The organism is Phenylobacterium sp. (assembly GCF_030651755.1).
Taxonomy (GTDB): Bacteria; Pseudomonadota; Alphaproteobacteria; order Caulobacterales; family Caulobacteraceae; genus Phenylobacterium.
On the sequence record NZ_JAUSBZ010000036.1, the window covers coordinates 1 to 17,174 of the forward strand.

Here is a 17,174-nt window from a genome sequence, read left to right on the forward strand (position 1 = left end):
GCCGCCCAGCGAGCTGGCGCGGCGCATGACCAATTCTCCCAGCTGGACGGGGTGGGACCCACGGCGCTCGAAGCGATCCTGGCCTGGGCCTCCGCCCCCCATGAGGTTCTGCTGCCTGGGGGGGCGAGTTTCGACACGCGGCTGAAGACCAGCCTGCCCAAGCTGAATAAGACCGCTCGTGAAGCACTGGGGCGACGGTTCGCCGACTGGGCCGCCTTCGAGGCCGCGGCGAGGACCGCCGTGGCCCAGGCCCCGGGGGAAGAATTTGGCGAGCTGGCCGCCGTCGACGGGGTCGGGCCGGTAGCCGCCAGCATGATCGCGGGCTTCTTCGGCGAGGATCACAACCTGGCCATGGTCGATCACCTGCTGGCCGAGCTCCAGGTCCAGACCGCCGCGCGGCCGAAGACCGACACCGCGGTGGCCGGCAAGACCATCGTCTTCACCGGCGCCCTGGAGAAGATGACCCGCGACGAGGCCAAGGCCCAGGCCGAGGCCCTGGGCGCCAAGGTCTCTGGCTCGGTGTCGAAGAAGACCAACCTGGTGGTCGCCGGTCCCGGGGCGGGCTCAAAGCTGAAGACCGCCACAGACCTCGGCATCGAGGTGATCACCGAGGACGACTGGCTGAAGCTGGTGGGCCAGGGGTAGGGGCGCGCAAGGCCCAGGGTGACGGCGCTTTAGGAGAGCGCCCTAGAGCGGCGCACAGACCTCTTCCAGCCAGGCGGCGACCTCGCCGTCCACCAGCGGTGCGATCTCGCGCAGCACCCGGGCGTGATAGGCGTCCATCTGGGCGCGTTCCTGCGCGCTCAGCATCTCGACGACGATCAGCCGGCGGTCGATGGGCGCCAGCGTCAGGGTTTCGAAGCCGAGCATGGGGCGTTCGCCGCCGTCGATCTCGTCGGCGGCCGTGACGAACTGCAGGTTTTCGATGCGGATGCCGTAGGCGCCGGTCTTGTAGTAGCCGGGTTCGTTGGAGACGATCATGCCGGGCTGCAGGGCGACGCTGTTGGGCGCTTTCGAGATCCGCTGTGGGCCTTCATGGACGCCGAGATAGCTGCCGACCCCGTGGCCTGTGCCGTGGTCGTAGTCGAGGCCGGCCATCCAGAGCGGCGCGCGGGCCAGGACGTCGAGCGCTGAGCCGCTTGTCCCGGCCGGGAACCGGATATGGGCCAGGGCCAGATGGCCCTTCAGCACCAGGGTGAAGCGTTCGGCCATTTCGCGGCTGGGCTCGCCGATGGCCACGGTGCGGGTCACATCGGTGGTGCCGTCCAGATACTGGCCGCCGGAATCCACCAGCAGCAGGGAGCCGGCCTCCGTGCGCTTGTTCAACCGCTCAGTGGGCCGGTAGTGGACGATGGCGCCGTTCGACGCCGCCCCGGCGATAGTGTCGAAGGACAGGTCCTTCAGCGCGCCTGTCGCCTCGCGGAAGCCCTCCAGGGTCTGCACCACGGTCTTTTCGTCGGGCAGGCTGGTCTGGGCTTCGGTGGCCAGCCAGTGGAGGAAGCGGGCCAGCGCCCCGCCGTCGCGCACATGGGCCTTGCGGGCGCCCTCGATCTCGACGGTGTTCTTGCAGGCCCGGGGCAGGGCGCAGGGGTCGTCGGCGCGGATCGTCTGGGCGCCTGCGGCGTCCAGGGCGTCGAAGTACCAGGCCGAGGACTGCCCAGGATCCACCAGCACCTTCTGGCCCTTCAGCTCCGCCAGGGCCGCAGGCAGGTCGTCCGGGTTCTCCAGGCTGACCTCATTTCCGAGCCAGGCCGGCAGGTCGGGGCTGACCTTCACCGGATCAAGAAACAGCCGCGCCCGGCCGCTGGCGTCCAGGATGGCCTGGGCCAGCGGCAGGGGGCTGCGGATCACGTCGCCGCCGCGGATGTTGAACAGCCAGGCGATGGAGGCCGGGGCGGTGATCACCGCGGCCTGGGCGTCCTTGGCCGCCAGGGCCTGGCCGACCCGGGCGCGCTTTTCCGCGGAGTCTTCGCCGGCATAGTCCAGCGGGTGGGGAACCACAGGCGCCTGGGGCTGGGGCGGACGGGCCGTTCCCCAGGCCGCGTCGAGGGGATTCTGCTCGACCGGCTTCAGCTCCGCGCCGGCCTTCTCGACGGCGGCGCGCACCCGGGCCAGACCGTCGGGGCTGTGCAGGCGAGGATCATAGCCGATCGCCTGGCCCTTGGCCGCGGCGCTCTCCAGATAGGCGGGCACGCCGCCTTCCACCAGGTCGCGGATTTCGAACAGACTCTCATCGACCTGGTCGCGGACCTGCAGGGTGTAGCGGCCATCGACGAAGACGGCGGCCTTGTCCTTCAGGATCACCGCCGCCCCGGCCGAGCCGGTGAAGCCGGTGGCCCAGGCCAGCCGGTCGTTGGCCTCGGGCAGGTATTCGTTCTGGTGCTCGTCCTCATGGGGGACAAGAAAGCCGTCCAGCTTCTGCTCGGCCATGGCCTGGCGGATCAGGGGCAGGTGGCGGGCGCCGAAGGCGCGCTCGGTCGTCTCATCAAAGGTCTGGCGCATAACCTAGAAATAAGCCCGGCCGCGCCTAAGCGCCATGGGGATCGTGCAGGGTTCAGGCGTAGGCGATCAGCCGTCCCAGCGCGCCGACACTGAGCCATATGGCGAGAGAGGTCAGGGCCATCATCCGGCCCGCCATCGGGGGCGCGGCGTCCCATCCCGCCATCCTGGATCGCCAGATGGCTCGAAAGGCGAGGGCGTGGGCCAGGCCCAGGGCGAGCAGGGCCATCTTGGCGCGAAAAACGTTGGAACTGACCATAGGACCAGCGTCCGCGGCGAACATCACCAGCCCGCTGGCCAGGAGGACGCCCAGGCCGGCCAGGGCGAAGGGGGTCAAGGTCTGGGTCAGGGCCTCGGCAGGCAGGCGGCGCAGAAACCCAGCCAGTCTAAGATCGACGACCCCGATCCCGCCCACCAGGAGAACAAGTCCGAGCAGATGGGCGACATTGGCGATGGGATAGGCGTAGGCCGAGCCACGCGCCCACTGCCCCAGGGCCGACGCCTCCAGCAGGGCGGCCAGGGCCTCCACGCCTAGCGCAGCTCGACGGTCTTGCCTTCGGCCCGGATGCGCTCAAGCCGCATTTCAGCCGTGCCGTCCCGGCGGACATAGCCCTCCAGGGTGACGGTCTTGCCCGGTCCGAGCATGTCGCGGGTCAGGCCGCGAGCCTCCATCCGCGAGACGGGCGCCAGGATCACGTCCCAGGTCTTGCCCTCATGGACGACCTTGGCGGCGCCATGGGGATTTCCCCAGGACACGTCGGAACGGGGCGCGGTCACCCGCACCAGTTCGCTGGCGTCATAGGAGCTCCAGCCATGGTGGGCGAGGCTGGCGGATGGGGCTGCGGCCAGGGCGAGGGCCGCCGCAGCGATCATCAGAGTCTTGCGCATGGTGTCCTCCAGTTCGTCGTGCAAAGCCTAACGAGGTTTCAGCCCCCTCGGGTTCAATCAGCCGTGAAGGTTAGAGCCGCCGGTAGATCATGGTGGAGCCGTCCTCCAGCTTCCCCCGCAGCCCCGCCCACGCGCCCGCCGAGTCGTACCAGTTGTCGATCTCGGCCTCGCCGCGGATGGTCCAGCGGGTGGCCGGGATGGAGCCGCCGTCGGCGAGACTGACGGTCTCCCGGCCGGCCTGCGCTGTCCGCACCTTCATGATCTTGCCCAGCTGCGGATTGAACAGCGGGCGTTCCAGGGCTGCGGCGTTCCAGTGGGTGAGGGGCGCGGCCGAGGCGGGGGCCGTCAGCCGTCCGTCAGGGCCTTCAATCGCGACGCCGGACCCGCTCGCCTCGGCTGTCACCTGCTCGACCTTGCCATTGGTGTCGGTACGGGTGGAGAGGCTGGTGAAGTTGTCGCCCTGCCAGCGTTCGGTGGCGGTATGGGCGTAGCGAAAGACCGGGATGGGTCCCAGCCTCACCCGCATCTCGACCTCGGTGCTGACCAGCAGGGCTGATCCGCTACGGCTGAACCGCATGACGTGTTCGCCCACCTTGTCCTTGCCGCGAAAGACCGCAAAGGCGAGCCGGCCGCTGCCCGGAACGGCGGCAAAGGCGGTGGGCGCGACCATGACGCTGAATCCAACGGCCATCAGAGTTCTTCGGCTCAGGTCTCGACGGTCAACCGGGTTCAAGGACAGGCCTCCAAGGTTCGCGTCCAGGGACGTTACAACGAGTGTACGGCGGGCCGGTGGGGGAAGATGCGTCGCGTCCGGTGCGGCGGCGCGTGCGGCGGACCCCAGAAAAAGAGGGCGGCTCCGCCGGAGCCGCCCTCATCTGATCAATCAAGCCGTGGACCTGGCTTACATGCCGGTGCGGTCAACCGCGTCGGAAGCGCTGTCGGCGGCGTCCTGGGTCGCGGCGGCGGTGCGGTCAGCCGCGGCTTCTGCGCTGGCGGCGACACTGTCGGCGGCGGCGCGCGAGCTTTCAGCGGCCTCGGACGCGGCGTTCTGAGCGCTCTGAGCGGCGTTGTCGATCATCGCCTCAGCGCGGCCGGTGTCCCGGGCGGCCTCCAGGTCCATGTCGTCGGCGCCGTTATTGCCGAAGACGAAGAACATGCCCACCAGGGCGACGATGGCGACAATGCCCGCCACCCACCAGCCGGTGGCGTTGCCGCTCTTTTGGACGACCTCACGTTGGGGAGGGGGGGCGTCAGTGCGCGGGGTGTTCGGATCATAGGTCATTGATTTGTTCTCCTCGGGCAGAGCGGTTGTTGCCTGCTGCCGAGCTTGAGAACGTGGTTCGTCCGTTTAGGGTTCCGGTCAGCCTAGTTGCGACGCAGGACCAGGGTGCTCCAGGCGTCGCGGTTGAGCCGGCGAACCAGGATAAACCCGCGGCTGCGATAGGCGGCCAGCACCCGCCGGGCCTGGGATCGCAAGAGGCCCGAGAGTATGGCCACGCCCCCGGGGCGGAGGGCGCCCTTGATGTCCTGGGACAGCATGACCAGCGGGGCGGCCAGGATGTTGGCGAAGACCAGATCATAGGGGGCGTGAGCGCGCACCAGGCGGTGGCCAAGGCCCGAGGCGTGGACGAAACGGGCGCGGGCCTGGTTCAGAACGGCGTTTTCCCGCGAGATCCGAACCGAGGGCCGGTCGATATCGGTGCCCACAGCTACCGGCGACCCGGTCTTGGCCGCGGCGATGGCGAGGACGCCGGTGCCTGCGCCTACGTCCAGCACCCGGTCGTAGCGACCCCGCTTGAGCAGAGCGTCATAGGCCAGAAGGCAGCCAACGGTGGTGCCGTGATGGCCGGTGCCAAAAGCCGCCCCGGCCTCGATCCGAAGGTTGACCGCATTGACCGGCGCCAGGCCCCGGTCATGAGCGCCGTAGATAAAGAAGCGCCCGGCCCGCACCGGCGGCAGGCCAGACAGGGCCATGGCCAGCCAGTCAGCATCGGCCAGAACTTCGGTGCTGACCGACAGGCCGTCGTATTCCCCCAGAACCTGACGAAGGGCGTCGGCCTCAACCGTCTCGGTGGGGAAGGCGTCGATGCGCCAGACGTCGCGATCCTCGTCCTCCTCCAGGATGGAGTAGGTCACGGCCTCCAGGCCCAGATGGGCGTCAATGGCCTCGGCGGCGGCTTCGGCGACCGCCCGGGGCCCCCGGGCGATGATCTGAACAGCGTCGTGCGTCATGCGCCTCCTCTAGAGGCGCATGACGCAGATAGCGAGGGGGAAGGAACTAGGAGGGGCCCAGGGCCGCCATCTCCACGGGCTGCGGCGCGTCAGGGGCGGAGGCGCCGGCGGCGTGAAGAATCTGCGGGCCCAGAACCGCTTCGTCAAAGGTGATGTCCGGCTTGAACGCCGCGCCCAGCAGCAGGCCGCTGGCCGCCGCGACGGTGATGCCGTGAAACAGTGACTTCATCTGCGCCTCCTTGCGCGGCCTAAAGCGCATCAGGCGCGAGAGGGTTTCACAGGGAAGCGGTCAGGCCTGCGTCCGCTCAAATCGTGGCGCCGGGTCGGGGCGGGAGCGACCCACGCAGAACAATGTCGTGTTAGGCTCGGGCGCAGGAGGAGTCTGATGAGCAAGTACAAACCCTTGTCCCAACGCTTGGCGCAGCATGAGGCTGACCATTGGACAGCGAGTTTCGCCGAGCTGGAGAAGCTGCTGGGCTTTCCCCTGCCCAAGAGCGCCCGAGAGCAGAACGCCTGGTGGCGGGGCGGGGAGAAGTCTCACCACAGCGCCTGGACCGAACCTGGCTGGCGGGTGCTCGATCTTGACCGCGCCGCGGAGACCGTCGTCTTTGCCCGCGCTCAGGACGCGCCGACGAGCGCCCCGGCCGCGCCGGTGGCTGAGGCGCAGGCGCCGACCGCCCCTGAGGCGAAACCTGCTCAGCGGGCTAAGCTTGTCGTGCCCACCGCCGTGGTGGGTGGGGCTGCGGCCCTGCTGGCCGGCGGCGTCGCGGTGCTGGCTGGCTTCCTGGCGCGGCGCAAGGGCGAGCCCTGGCGCTGAGGCCGATCAGGCGGCCGGGGCCTTCTCGACGAAGGAGTCGATGACCTTCTTGTCGCCGGCCTTGTCGAAGGCGACGGTGAGCTTGTTGCCCTCGATGGTGCGGACCTGGCCGTAGCCGAACTTCTGGTGGAACACCCGGTCGCCGCGGGAAAAGGCGCTGCTGGAGGCCGATGGGTCGGAGACGGCGACCAAGCGGCCTTCGCCCTCGATCACCTGCTGGCGGCCCGGATGGCTGCCCTGATAGCCGCGGTCCTGGGCGCGCCGCCAGCCTGGTGAGGAATAGCCTGAGCCGAAGCTGGGGCTCTCGTCCCAGCGGCTGCCGTGCTGCTGCATGCCCGGACCGCCGCCGTAATATCCGGTGTCGGAGGCGGCCTCCACATGGGCGATGGGCAGCTCATCGATGAAGCGTGAGGGCAGCTGGCTGGTCCAGCGGCCATAGACCTGGCGGTTGGCGGCGAAGGAGACGTGGGCCTGCTCGCGGGCCCGCGTGATCCCCACATAGGCCAGGCGCCGTTCCTCCTCGAGACCCTTCTCGCCGCTCTCGTCCATGGAGCGCTGCGAGGGAAAGACGCCTTCCTCCCAGCCGGGCAGGAAGACCAGCGGAAACTCCAGGCCCTTGGCCGAGTGCAGGGTCATGATCTGCACGGCGTCCTCGCCGGCCCCACGGTCGAGGTCCATGACCAGGGAGACGTGCTCCAGATAGGCGCCGAGCGTCTCGAAATTCCCCATGGACTGGACGAGTTCCTTGAGGTTCTCCAGGCGGGTCTGGGCCGTCGGCGTCTTGTCCAGGCGCAGGGCGTCGGTATAGCCGCTCTCCTCCAGCACCATCTCGGTCAGGCGGCTGTGATGCAGGGTCTCCCCCTGCGCCCGCCAGCGGTCCAGGTCGCGCAGGAAGTTGGCCAGCGAGGTGCGGGTGCGGGCGGCCAGTTCATCGGTCAGCACGATCTGCCGCGCTGCGGTCGCGGCCGAGACGCCGTTCAGCCGGGCGATCTGCAGCAGCTTCTGGACCGTGGTCTCGCCGATGCCGCGCTTGGGCACATTGACGATCCGCTCGAAGGCCAGGTCATCGTCCTCGGACTGGATCAGCCGCAGATAGGCGTGGGCGTCGCGGATCTCGGCCCGCTCGAAGAAGCGCGGTCCGCCCACCACCGTGTAGGGGATCTGCAGCAGGACGAACCGCTCTTCGAAGGCGCGCATCTGGAACGAGGCCCGCACCAGGATGGCCATGTGCTTGTAAGGGCGCGGATCGCGCTCGGTTGACCCTTTGCGGGCCCGCTCGATCTCGTCGGCGATCAGCCGGCTCTCGGCCTCGCCGTCCCAGACCCCGCGGACCACCACCTTGTCGCCGCCGTCGGCTTCGGTCCACAGGGTCTTGCCCAGGCGGGACTTGTTGGTGGCGATCAGTCCTGAGGCCGCCCCCAGGATGTGGCTGGTGGAGCGATAATTGCGCTCCAGCCGGATGACTTTCGAGCCTGGAAAGTCCCGCTCGAAGCGTAGGATGTTGTCCACCTCGGCGCCGCGCCAGCCATAGATCGACTGATCGTCGTCGCCGACGCAGCAGACGTTCTGGCGCTTCTGGGCCAGCAGGCGCAGCCACAGATACTGGGCGACATTGGTGTCCTGATACTCGTCCACCAGGATGAACTTGAAGCGGTCGTGATACTCGGCCAGGACGTCAGGCTGCGAGGTGAAGATGGTGATGTTGTGCAAGAGCAGGTCGCCGAAGTCGCAGGCGTTCAGCACCCGCAGCCGCTCCTGATAGAGCCGGTAGAGCGCCTGGCCGCGATTGTTGGCGAAGGCCGCGCCCTCGGCCGGGGGCAGGCGGTCCGCCGTCCAGCCGCGGTTCTTCCAATGGTCGATCAGCCCGGCCAGGGCCTTGGCGGTCCAGCGTTTGGAGTCGATGTTCTCGGCTTCCAGAAGTTGCTTGAGCAGCCGTTCCTGATCGTCGGTGTCGAGGATGGTGTAGCTGGATTTCAGGCCCACCAGCTCGGCGTGGCGGCGCAGGATCTGGGCGGCGACCGAGTGGAAGGTGCCCAGCCAGCGCAGGCCCTCGGCCTGGGGGCCGATGATGGCGGCGATCCGCTCGCGCATCTCCCGGGCGGCCTTGTTGGTGAAGGTGACGGCCAACAGCTCCCAGGGCTTGGCGCGGCCCGTCGCCAGGATGTGCGCCAGCCGCGTGGTCAGCACCCGGGTCTTGCCGGTGCCGGCCCCGGCCAGGACCAGGACGGGCCCCTCCACCGTCTCCACGGCCTCCCGCTGCTCGGGGTTCAGCCCCTTCAGATAGTCGGGCGCATGGCCAGGCCCGCCCACGCGGGCCAGGTCGCTGATCTTCGGGGCGGGAACGGGGACTGATTCAGGCGCAGACATGAGAACGTATGTAGCACACGCTGGTGCCGGCTTAAGACCTCAGGCGAGCATCCAGTCGCCCAAGGTGGCCGCGGTCACCCCCACCAGGATCATCTGGGCGCCGCCGACCATGTCGATCACCGTGTCAGAGCCAGAAAAGCCCAGGGTCCAGGTCGTGCCGGGATCGAAGCGCACCCGGTCGCCCTCGGCGCTGTTGAAGTCCAGCACCCGGTCAATCCCGGCCTCGCCAAAGGTGTTGAAGATGTCGGCGCCCGGACCGCCGCTGATCGTGTCATTGCCCCGGTCACCGGAGATCCAGTCGTTTCCCGGCCCGCCAAAGAGGACGTCGTCCCCCTGGCCGCCGCGGATCAGGTCATTGCCGTCGCCGCCATAGCCGGTGTCATTGCCGAGATTGCCATAGACGATGTCGTCGCCGGCCTCACCGTGCAGCAGGTCATTGTCCTTGCCGCCGACCACCCAGTCATCGCCGCCGCCGCCCCACAGGGTGTCGTTGCCGGCATTGCCGTGCAGGTCATCAAAGTCGCGGCCGCCCCAGATCTGGTCGTTTCCGTCAAATCCGCGCAGATAGCTGCGCCCATCCCCGCCGCGGATTTCGTTATTGGCGCTGTTGCCCAGGATCGTGTCGGCGCCGGAGCCGCCGATGACGTTCTCGATCACCGTGTTGTAGGCGATGCCCAGATTATCGGTCCAGGTATAGGTCTCCGGATCCAGAATGTGTTCGTTGAAGAAGGCGTGCGCCCACGGAAAGCGCACCAGCATCTCGGCGATCTGAGCCTCGGCCGAGAACTGGGCGATGGAGGAATAGGCGCCAGGGGTCAGGTCGATCACGGAACCGCGGGTGTGGTTCGACAGGTCGAAGGTGTCGATGCCGCCAGCATCATAGATGGACTGGAAGAAGGGGCGGTTCTGGTCCCAGCTATAGGTGGTGTTTCCTGTCGCTGTCGTCGGGTCGGCGCCATAGCGGGCCTGGACGGCGAGGATGTCGAACACCATGGGCGTCTCAGGGGCCACCCGGGTGGGCGTGATCCGCACGCCGGTGGCGGTCGCCGTCGCCACCCAGTGCAGGCTGTCGACCGCCTCGGTGTAGGACATCACCGTGTAGCGCGTGGTGTCATAGGCCGTGGGCAGGACCGCCCCGTCCTCGAACGGGTGCTTGAGGCCGATGGCGTGGCCAAGTTCATGGATCAGGGCGCTGAAATCATATCCGCCAGCGGCGAAGTCCGAGCCCATCTTGTCCTTGCTGATCCAGATGTCGCCCATATAGGCGAGTCCGGCTGAGCCATAGCTGGGGGGATAGTAGGCGAAACCCCAGGAGGTCCCCCCGTCATGGTCCTCATCGGCGTCCGAGACGTCTGTGAAGGCGACGCGGATCTGGCCCGGGGCGCTGACGTCATCGGTCTGGACGAACTGGCGGGCGATCAGCTTGTCCCAGGTCTCCACCGCTGCGTTCAGGCGCAGGCCCTGGGCGCCGTTGAGCACGCCATAGCCCGGGATGTTCGGCTCCTCGGTCGGCCCATAGCCGGGCCAGGTCGATCCCTCCCGCGGGATGCTGTAGGTGATGGTCGAACCGCCCCACCATCGGGTGGCGGTGAGCAGGCTGGAGATGATGCTGGCGGCGTCTGGGGTGGCCATGATCGATCACGGGCTGGGAATTGAACCACTTCGATATCCTAGCTTGGACGCCAGCCCGTTAAGAATCGCCGACTGTGCGCCGTGGTCACTCAGTTGTGACGCCGTCGCCAACCGAATGAGGCCCTGATGTCCGACCTGCCGCCCCTGATCGACGAAGTGCAGGTCACCGCCCCGCGGCTGGCGCCCAGCCCCGCCGACCGGGCTTTTGCGATCGTCCGCCTGGGGGGCGAGGCCCTGGCCGAGGCGCCTCGCCTCGACGAGGCCCTGCGGGGGGAGCCGGGGGTGGCGCTGTTTCGGCGCACCGGCAGCGAAGTGGCCAATCCGACCATCCAGGGTCTGTCCCTGCGGGCCATAGCCCCGTCCGGCGCCGGGCGCACCCTGGTGACCCTGGATGGCGCGCCGCAGAATGATCCCTTCGGGGGCTGGGTCATCTGGTCGGCCTTGCCGCCTGAAGGCCTGGCCGAGGCCCAGATCATCAAGGGCGCAGGGGCAGGTCCCTATGGGGCTGGCGCCCTGACGGGCGTGGTCGCCCTGACCGAGCGGGATCCGCAAGAGGGGCTTTCGGCCCTGGATGTCTCCACCGGCTCCCGAGGGACCCAGCGGGTCGCCGCGGCTTTTGGAACGGCCAATCTGCTGGCTGTCGTCTCCGGTTCGACCACCGAGGGCTATACGCCGATACGGGGGCCGGGGCGCGGGGCCGTCGATCAACCGGCCGGACTCAACCAGGTTTCCGCCGCCGCCCGGCTGCAGGGCGAGGTGGCGGGGGTGCGGGCCGCCTTCCGCTTGGAGGCCTTCGAGGAACGTCGCGGCGGCGGGGTCGCGGGCGTTGGCTCCGAAGCCAGCGGCGGCTCGGCCACCCTCTCCCTGGCCCAGCCCGACGCCTCGGGCGCTGGGGGATGGCGCGCCCAGGCCTGGCTGCGGTCCAGTGATCTGAAGAACCGGTTCGCCGCCGTGGACGCCACCCGCGCCAGCAGCCGCCCGGCGGCGCAACAGCTCGCGACGCCGGCCCTGGGCTATGGGGTGAATGCGGCCTGGCGCCAGGCGTCTGGAGCCTGGATCTGGGAGGTGGGCGGCGATGTTCGGGTCACCGATGGCGAGACCCGGGAGTTCTTCCGGGATCTTGGCGGTGGTTTCACCCGCGGCCGGGTGGCCGGCGGCCGCACCCTGGTGGGCGGCGCCTATGGCGAAGTCACCCATGACCGCGAAGGCCTGCTGCTCACCGGCGGCGTTCGGCTGGACGGATGGTCGGCCCGGGAGGCCCGCCGGATCGAGCGCGACCTGGACGGCGGGGCTGTGGTTCTGGACGCCCGCGCCCCAGACGCCTCGGGGACCACCCCCACCGCCCGCCTCGGGGCGCGATTGGCGCTCAGCGAGGCGCTCTATCTCCGCGGGGCGGCCTATGCAGGGTTTCGGCCCCCGACATTGAACGAGCTTCACCGTCCGTTCCGGGTCGGCAATGACATCACAGAGGCCAATCCTGAGCTGGAGCCGGAGCGGCTGTTCGGGGTGGAGGCCGGAATGGGCGGCGATGGAGTCATGGCCTGGTCAGCGACCGTGTTCTTCAATCGCCTGGAGGACCCGATCACCAATGTGACCATCGGACAGGGGCCGGGGACCTTTCCCATCGCCGGCTTCATTCCGGCGGGCGGCGTCCTGCGACAGCGCCAGAACGCCGGGGTGATCGAGGCCCTGGGCCTTGAGCTCTCGGCGGCGGGCGACCTTGGACCCGTTCAGATTCGCGCCGCGGCCGTGGCGACCCGGGCCGAGGTCGATGGCGGCGGCGCAGCCCCGCAGCTCACCGGCCTTCGCCCGGCCCAGACGCCAAAGTTCGCCGCGACCCTGGGCCTCGACTGGCGGGCCGCGGACTTCCTTCGCTTCTCGGCGCAGATCCGGCATGAGGGGCGTCGCTATGAGGACGACCTCAACACCCGCGTCCTCGGGGCGGCGACCACCCTTGATCTGCGGGCGGCCTGGCGCCTGGCCCCGGGCGCCGACCTCTACCTGGCCGCCGACAATGTCCTCGACGCAGACATTGAGGCCGCCCGGGCCGGGGACGGCCTGATCACCCTGGGGGCGCCCCGCACCCTGCGCATCGGCTACAGCCTGCGTCGTTAGCCGGACAAAGAAAATCGCCGAGACCAGGGGCCTCGGCGATGATCGTGCGCTGCCGCTGGTCGGCGATTAGCTGGCCGGCGAGATGCCGTTGGCCTGCATGGCCGCGCCAATCCGGGCGCGAAGGTCCTCGTCAGCCTGCGCGGCCTGGGCGATCTGATTGTACTCGGTGGGGCTGATGCCAGCCTTCTCCACCGCCGCGGTCATCTCGGTCGCGGCTTCCTGCTGGATCTGGGTGCGGGCCGCGTCGTCCGGAGCCGCCTGAATCTTGGCGGCGTATTCTTGATTGAGGGTGCTGACCGCATTCATGGCCAGGGCGAAGCTGTTGACCTGATCATCGCTGATCGCGGCCGTGGCCTCGGCGGCCGGCTCGGCTGGCGCGGCGGCGGCGTCCGCCTGAGCATGGGCCATGGAGGCGGCGCCGAGGGCGAGAGCGGTGCTGGCCGCGACGAGGGTGGGGAGGCGATGACGCATTACAATCCTTCCTTGCAGTCGAAACATGAGCCCGGCCACCGCGAGGGGGCGACACCGACGCCTATGCAATAAGGTTCTTATATCGAAATAATTCGTCGAATAAGAGGCGATTATAAAGACAATAAAAACAGTATGACTGTCGGTCCCGCCCCGCCATTCTGACGAAAATTTGTTCGTCCTTTGATGCAAAAATCAGCCCCGCCGGGGATCATCTGGGGTCGGGGCGGCCTCCAGAAACCGGATGACCGCCAGTTCAAATCGTCGCTGGTCGCCCGTCGCCCGCAAGGGCAGGGCGCCGGCTTCGAAGGCCTCAAGCACCCACGGATGGATATAGGCGCGACGGCAGACTGCGGGCGTATTGCCCAGCAGCGCCGACACCGCCTTGACGCAGGTGGCCACGGTCCTCTTGCCTTCCGAAGCCGATCCGGCCCGACTCCCGGCCAGGGCGCGGGCGGCCGAGACCGTGGCGGCCCAGGTGCGAAAGTCCTTGGCCGAGATGTCCAGACCGGTCGCCTCGCGCAGATAGGCGTTCACGTCGGCGGACTCCACGGCGTGGCGGACGCCGTCCTCGTCCAGATACTGGAACAACCTCTGGCCCGGCAGCTCCTGGCAGGACTTGACCACCCGGGCCAGGCGTCGGTCCTGAAAGCCGGTCTCGTGGTCCTTGCCGCCCTTGCCCCGGAAGCGGAAGACCGCGCCCCGGCTGCTGATGCTGGCGTGCCGGTTGCGCAGGGTGGTCAGGCCATAGCTTTTGTTGGTCCGGGCGTACTCGTCATTGCCCACCCGGATGAGGGTGGTCTCCAGCAGGCGCACGACGGCGGCCAGCACCTTTTCCCGGGGCAGCCCCCGTCGCCCAAGATCGGCCTCCACTCGCCGGCGCAGGCGGGGGAGGGCGCGCCCGAAGGCCGTCAGGCGTTCGAACTTGGCCAGGTCCCGGGCGATGCGCCACTTGTCGTGATAGCGATACTGCCGCCGCCCCCGTTGGTCGCGCCCCACCGCCTGGATGTGGCCCCGGCCGCTGGGGCAGATCCAGACCTCTGTCCAGGCCGGGGGGATGACCAGGGCCTCTATGCGCGCCAGGGTCGGTCTGTCAGTGACCGGCTCGCCCTTGGCGTCCATGTAGCGGAAACCGCTGGGACCTCCCCTTCGGGTGAGGCCCGGGTCGTCGGCGTTCACATAGACCAGACCGAAGTCCAGAGGCTCGGACGGGTGGGCGACGTCTTTGGGCATGGCCAGTCTCAAGCCTCACACCGGTAGGTCCGGAGCGCGCGAGCAACGTGCTAGGAGAGCGGCGAGTTCCTCATCCTGCCCCCGAGGCCGCCTTGAACTACCGCCACGCCTTCCATGCCGGAAACTTCGCCGACCTGGTCAAGCACGCCGCCCTGTTGCAGTTGCTGGCCGCGCTGACGGCCGAGAGGGGGGCGCTTCACATCGTCGACACCCATGCGGGGTCGGGGCTCTACGACCTCCGGGGGCCTCAGGCCCAGCGTTCCGGCGAGGCGCAGGCCGGCGTGATGCGGATGATGGCCGCGAGCGACCGACCCAAGGCCCTCGATGATCTGGCCCTGGCGGTCACCGCGGCCAATGGCGGCGGCGCCGAGCCCTGGCTCTATCCTGGCTCCCCCTGGCTGATCGCCCGGGCGCTGCGGCCCGGCGACACCTATCTGGCCTGCGAGATGCAGGGCGAGGAGCACGCGCGGCTGGCCCAGGTCTTGGGCGCAAAGCCGGGCGTGAGCGCCCTCTGCGGGGACGGCTTCGCCGAGGCTCCCAAGTCTGTCGACCCAAGGTCCCGCAATCTGATCCTGATCGACCCGCCGTTCGAAAAGGCCGACGACTACGCCCGCATCGCGGTCCTGGCTGAAGATGTGCTGGCCAAGGCTCCGGCGACGACGTTCCTGGTCTGGCTGCCCTTGAAGGATCTCGAGACTTTCGACGCCTTCCTGCGCGACCTGGAGGACGCTTGCGAGCCGGCCTCCATCCTGGTGGCCGAGACCCGCATGCGGCCTCTCGGCGACCCGATGAAGATGAATGGCTGCGCTCTCGTGCTGATCAATGCGCCCGAGGGACTCGAAGCTGGACTGGCCGAGGCCTGCGCCTGGGTCGCCGCCGGGGGCGAAGGCGGCGCTGGTCGCGTCTGGTCCCTGGGCTGAGGCCCGTGTCTGGCCTGTCTGGAGTCTGCGCCTGTCGCGCTATAGGTCTGGGCTCCCGGGGCGAATGGAGGTGCGGGATATCTTGATCAAGCGGTTGTTCGATCTGGCCGGGGCGCTGGCGGGCCTGGCTATCCTGTGGCCGGTCCTGCTGATCGTCGCTGTGGCGGTGCGCCTGGATTCGCCGGGGCCGGCGATCCACTGGTCGCGGCGGGTGGGGCGGAACAACGAGCTCTTCCTGATGCCCAAGTTCCGCTCCATGCGGATCGACACCCCCGATGTGGCGACACACCTGCTGGATGACCCACAGCAATGGATCACGCCCTTGGGACGGCTCCTGCGCCGGACCAGCCTGGATGAGTTTCCTCAGCTCTGGAGCGTGCTCATCGGCCAGATGAGCCTGGTGGGTCCGCGACCGGCTCTGTTCAACCAGGACGACCTTGTGGCGCTGCGCACCGCCGCGGGTGTCCATCGCCTGAGGCCAGGGGTGACCGGCTGGGCCCAGATCAATGGCCGCGACGACCTGCCCATCGTCGACAAGGTGCGGCTGGACGCCGAATACGCCGCCCGGCGCAGTCTGGTCTTCGACATCCGCATCATCCTGATCACCCTGCGCGCGGCGGTTGCGGCGCGCGGGATTTCGCACTGAGGGGAGACTAGCGGCCGCTTCATGCGTTGTGAGGGACGCACCTGGAGCCCCCTATTGCCGCAGTTCCCGCCTGACCTGTCCCGCCGCCTGGCGGCCATCCGCCCCTGGGCGGGTCGTCAGGGCGCCAGGATGTCCGCCTGGACCGCCCGCGCCCGCGCCCATAGCGGCACGGCCGAGGCCCGTCAGGGCTACCGCCGGACGGCCCTCTGGGCCGGCGGGATCGTGGGCGCCCTGGCCCTGGCCATCGGACTTTTCCTGCTGTTGTTCGACTGGAACCTCCTCAGGGGGCCGATCGGCGCCTTCGCCTCGGCCAGAACGGGGCGCGAGGTGATTCTGGCCGGCGACCTGGAGGCCAAACCCTGGTCCCTGCGCCCGCAGGCGACGGTCAACGCCCTCAGTATCGGCGACCCCGATTGGGCCGGGGAGGGCCGGACGATCGAGATTGAACGGGTCACCATCCAGATGGAGCTACTTCCGCTCTTCCGCGGCCGCACCATCCTGAGGCGGCTGGAGTTGACCCGGCCGGTGGTGCGATTGCGCCGCGACGCCGAGGGGCGCGCCACCTGGGACTTCTCGCGGCCCGGCGGGAGCGATGAGCCCTTGGACCTGCCTGTCATTCGTCGCTTCATCATCGACGAGGGCCAGCTTGAGATGGTCGACGAACGTCGCGGCCTGCGTTTTTCCGGCGGGGTGGAGGCGCGGGAGGACCGGGGCGGCGACGCCGGCTTCACCCTCTCCGGCGACGGGGAACTGAACGGTGAGGTGTTCCGCCTGCGGGTCAGCGGCGGCCCGCTGATCAACGTCAACCCCGATGAGCCCTATCCCTTCGACGCAGATATCCGTGCCGGACCCACCCATGTGACCGCCAAGGGCGCCCTGCCTGAACCCTTTGACCTCGGGCGATTCGGACTGGACCTGACCGCGGAGGGGCCGGACCTGGCGCGCATCTACGCCTTGACCGGGCTCGCCCTGCCCAACACTCCGCCGTATCGGCTCTCTGGCCGGCTCATCCGCGAGGGAAAAATCTATCGCCTGGACGGACTCGGCGGCGCCCTGGGCGACAGCGATCTTTCCGGCAGCCTGCGGGTGGATGTCTCTGGGGATCGTCCCTTCCTTTCAGCCGATCTCCGCTCGCGGCGCCTGGATCTGGATGACCTGGCCACCGTGTTCGGCGGCGCCCCCTCGGTCAGCCCCGGCGAGACCGCCTCGGAAGAACAAAAGCAGATGGCCCGGCAACTCCGCGCCCAGCGTCGCCTGTTTCCGGACGCGACCTTGGATCTGCAGCGCATCCGTTCCATGGACGCCGAACTGACCTACCGCGCGGGCGCCATCGACGCCCCGAACCTGCCCCTGACCG

17 protein-coding genes are annotated in these 17,174 nt (G+C 68.8%); 6 read left to right on the top strand and 11 right to left on the bottom strand.

Features of this window, described 5'->3' with window-relative positions; genetic code table 11:
• The coding region (locus Q7V15_RS02890; RefSeq protein ID WP_304753714.1) for a BRCT domain-containing protein at window positions 1-645 on the top strand (645 nt) is incomplete at its 5' end.
• Window positions 646-687: 42 nt separating this feature from the next.
• Here the strand turns inward: Q7V15_RS02890 and Q7V15_RS02895 are convergent.
• The 7 genes from Q7V15_RS02895 to Q7V15_RS02925 form a co-directional block, all read right to left on the bottom strand.
• On the bottom strand, window positions 688-2,502 hold the full coding sequence (locus Q7V15_RS02895) for an aminopeptidase P family protein (RefSeq protein ID WP_304753716.1): 1,815 nt from the start codon (window positions 2,500-2,502) through the stop codon (window positions 688-690).
• A gap of 52 nt (window positions 2,503-2,554) precedes the next feature.
• Window positions 2,555-3,028, bottom strand: coding sequence for a DUF6644 family protein (locus Q7V15_RS02900; protein ID WP_304753717.1), 474 nt, complete (start codon window positions 3,026-3,028; stop codon window positions 2,555-2,557).
• A gap of 2 nt (window positions 3,029-3,030) precedes the next feature.
• Window positions 3,031-3,387, bottom strand: a complete 357-nt coding sequence (locus tag Q7V15_RS02905) for a DUF6152 family protein (protein WP_304753718.1) — start codon at window positions 3,385-3,387, stop codon at window positions 3,031-3,033.
• Between the two features lie 70 nt (window positions 3,388-3,457).
• Complete coding sequence (locus tag Q7V15_RS02910; protein ID WP_304753720.1) at window positions 3,458-4,078, bottom strand: DUF6134 family protein; 621 nt, start codon at window positions 4,076-4,078, stop codon at window positions 3,458-3,460.
• Window positions 4,079-4,288: 210 nt separating this feature from the next.
• Window positions 4,289-4,669 (bottom strand): hypothetical protein, encoded by a 381-nt coding sequence (locus tag Q7V15_RS02915; RefSeq protein WP_304753722.1) that lies wholly within the window; start codon window positions 4,667-4,669, stop codon window positions 4,289-4,291.
• A gap of 83 nt (window positions 4,670-4,752) precedes the next feature.
• Window positions 4,753-5,619: a 50S ribosomal protein L11 methyltransferase gene (locus Q7V15_RS02920; protein WP_304753724.1), complete on the bottom strand. Its 867-nt coding sequence runs from the start codon at window positions 5,617-5,619 to the stop codon at window positions 4,753-4,755.
• A 46-nt stretch (window positions 5,620-5,665) separates the two neighbouring features.
• On the bottom strand, window positions 5,666-5,848 hold the full coding sequence (locus Q7V15_RS02925; protein ID WP_304753726.1) for a hypothetical protein: 183 nt from the start codon (window positions 5,846-5,848) through the stop codon (window positions 5,666-5,668).
• A gap of 156 nt (window positions 5,849-6,004) precedes the next feature.
• Here Q7V15_RS02925 and Q7V15_RS02930 point away from each other — a divergent pair, with 156 nt between their 5' ends.
• Window positions 6,005-6,436: a hypothetical protein gene (locus Q7V15_RS02930; RefSeq protein WP_304753728.1), complete on the top strand. Its 432-nt coding sequence runs from the start codon at window positions 6,005-6,007 to the stop codon at window positions 6,434-6,436.
• A gap of 6 nt (window positions 6,437-6,442) precedes the next feature.
• Here Q7V15_RS02930 and Q7V15_RS02935 read toward each other — a convergent pair whose 3' ends face one another.
• Together Q7V15_RS02935 and Q7V15_RS02940 are read right to left on the bottom strand one after the other, a co-directional pair.
• The gene (locus Q7V15_RS02935; RefSeq protein WP_304753729.1) at window positions 6,443-8,803 is read right to left on the bottom strand and encodes a UvrD-helicase domain-containing protein; all 2,361 of its coding nucleotides are present in this window, start codon (window positions 8,801-8,803) and stop codon (window positions 6,443-6,445) included.
• Between the two features lie 39 nt (window positions 8,804-8,842).
• Complete coding sequence (locus tag Q7V15_RS02940) at window positions 8,843-10,435, bottom strand: M10 family metallopeptidase (protein ID WP_304753731.1); 1,593 nt, start codon at window positions 10,433-10,435, stop codon at window positions 8,843-8,845.
• Window positions 10,436-10,561: 126 nt separating this feature from the next.
• On the opposite strand from Q7V15_RS02940, the gene Q7V15_RS02945 reads away from it, so the two are divergent.
• Entirely contained in the window at window positions 10,562-12,550 is a 1,989-nt protein-coding gene (locus tag Q7V15_RS02945; RefSeq protein WP_304753732.1) for a TonB-dependent receptor, read from the top strand.
• Between the two features lie 66 nt (window positions 12,551-12,616).
• Here the strand turns inward: Q7V15_RS02945 and Q7V15_RS02950 are convergent, their stop codons facing one another.
• Window positions 12,617-13,021 (bottom strand): DUF4168 domain-containing protein, encoded by a 405-nt coding sequence (locus tag Q7V15_RS02950; RefSeq protein WP_304753733.1) that lies wholly within the window; start codon window positions 13,019-13,021, stop codon window positions 12,617-12,619.
• Window positions 13,022-13,213: 192 nt separating this feature from the next.
• Window positions 13,214-14,251 (bottom strand): DNA topoisomerase IB, encoded by a 1,038-nt coding sequence (locus tag Q7V15_RS02955; protein ID WP_304753735.1) that lies wholly within the window; start codon window positions 14,249-14,251, stop codon window positions 13,214-13,216.
• Window positions 14,252-14,343: 92 nt separating this feature from the next.
• Here Q7V15_RS02955 and rlmJ point away from each other — a divergent pair, with 92 nt between their 5' ends.
• The 3 genes from rlmJ to Q7V15_RS02970 all read left to right on the top strand — a co-directional run.
• Window positions 14,344-15,171: a 23S rRNA (adenine(2030)-N(6))-methyltransferase RlmJ gene (gene rlmJ, locus Q7V15_RS02960; RefSeq protein ID WP_304753736.1), complete on the top strand. Its 828-nt coding sequence runs from the start codon at window positions 14,344-14,346 to the stop codon at window positions 15,169-15,171.
• 85 nt (window positions 15,172-15,256) lie between these two features.
• On the top strand, window positions 15,257-15,817 hold the full coding sequence (locus tag Q7V15_RS02965) for a sugar transferase (protein WP_304753739.1): 561 nt from the start codon (window positions 15,257-15,259) through the stop codon (window positions 15,815-15,817).
• Window positions 15,818-15,871: 54 nt separating this feature from the next.
• A partial coding sequence (locus tag Q7V15_RS02970) for an AsmA family protein (RefSeq protein WP_304753737.1) occupies window positions 15,872-17,174 on the top strand: 1,303 nt, incomplete at its 3' end.

Excerpts from the sequence above, each read along its gene's own strand:
- Q7V15_RS02895 (WP_304753716.1), bottom strand. The coding sequence starts at position 2,502 with ATGCGCCAGACCTTTGATGAGACGACCGAGCGCGCCTTCGGCGCCCGC.
- Q7V15_RS02905 (WP_304753718.1), bottom strand. The coding sequence starts at position 3,387 with ATGCGCAAGACTCTGATGATCGCTGCGGCGGCCCTCGCCCTGGCCGCA.
- Q7V15_RS02910 (WP_304753720.1), bottom strand. The coding sequence starts at position 4,078 with ATGGCCGTTGGATTCAGCGTCATGGTCGCGCCCACCGCCTTTGCCGCC.
- Q7V15_RS02915 (WP_304753722.1), bottom strand. The coding sequence starts at position 4,669 with ATGACCTATGATCCGAACACCCCGCGCACTGACGCCCCCCCTCCCCAA.
- Q7V15_RS02920 (WP_304753724.1), bottom strand. The coding sequence starts at position 5,619 with ATGACGCACGACGCTGTTCAGATCATCGCCCGGGGGCCCCGGGCGGTC.
- Q7V15_RS02925 (WP_304753726.1), bottom strand. The coding sequence starts at position 5,848 with ATGAAGTCACTGTTTCACGGCATCACCGTCGCGGCGGCCAGCGGCCTG.
- Q7V15_RS02930 (WP_304753728.1), top strand. The coding sequence starts at position 6,005 with ATGAGCAAGTACAAACCCTTGTCCCAACGCTTGGCGCAGCATGAGGCT.
- Q7V15_RS02935 (WP_304753729.1), bottom strand. The coding sequence starts at position 8,803 with ATGTCTGCGCCTGAATCAGTCCCCGTTCCCGCCCCGAAGATCAGCGAC.
- Q7V15_RS02940 (WP_304753731.1), bottom strand. The coding sequence starts at position 10,435 with ATGGCCACCCCAGACGCCGCCAGCATCATCTCCAGCCTGCTCACCGCC.
- Q7V15_RS02945 (WP_304753732.1), top strand. The coding sequence starts at position 10,562 with ATGTCCGACCTGCCGCCCCTGATCGACGAAGTGCAGGTCACCGCCCCG.
- Q7V15_RS02950 (WP_304753733.1), bottom strand. The coding sequence starts at position 13,021 with ATGCGTCATCGCCTCCCCACCCTCGTCGCGGCCAGCACCGCTCTCGCC.
- Q7V15_RS02955 (WP_304753735.1), bottom strand. The coding sequence starts at position 14,251 with ATGCCCAAAGACGTCGCCCACCCGTCCGAGCCTCTGGACTTCGGTCTG.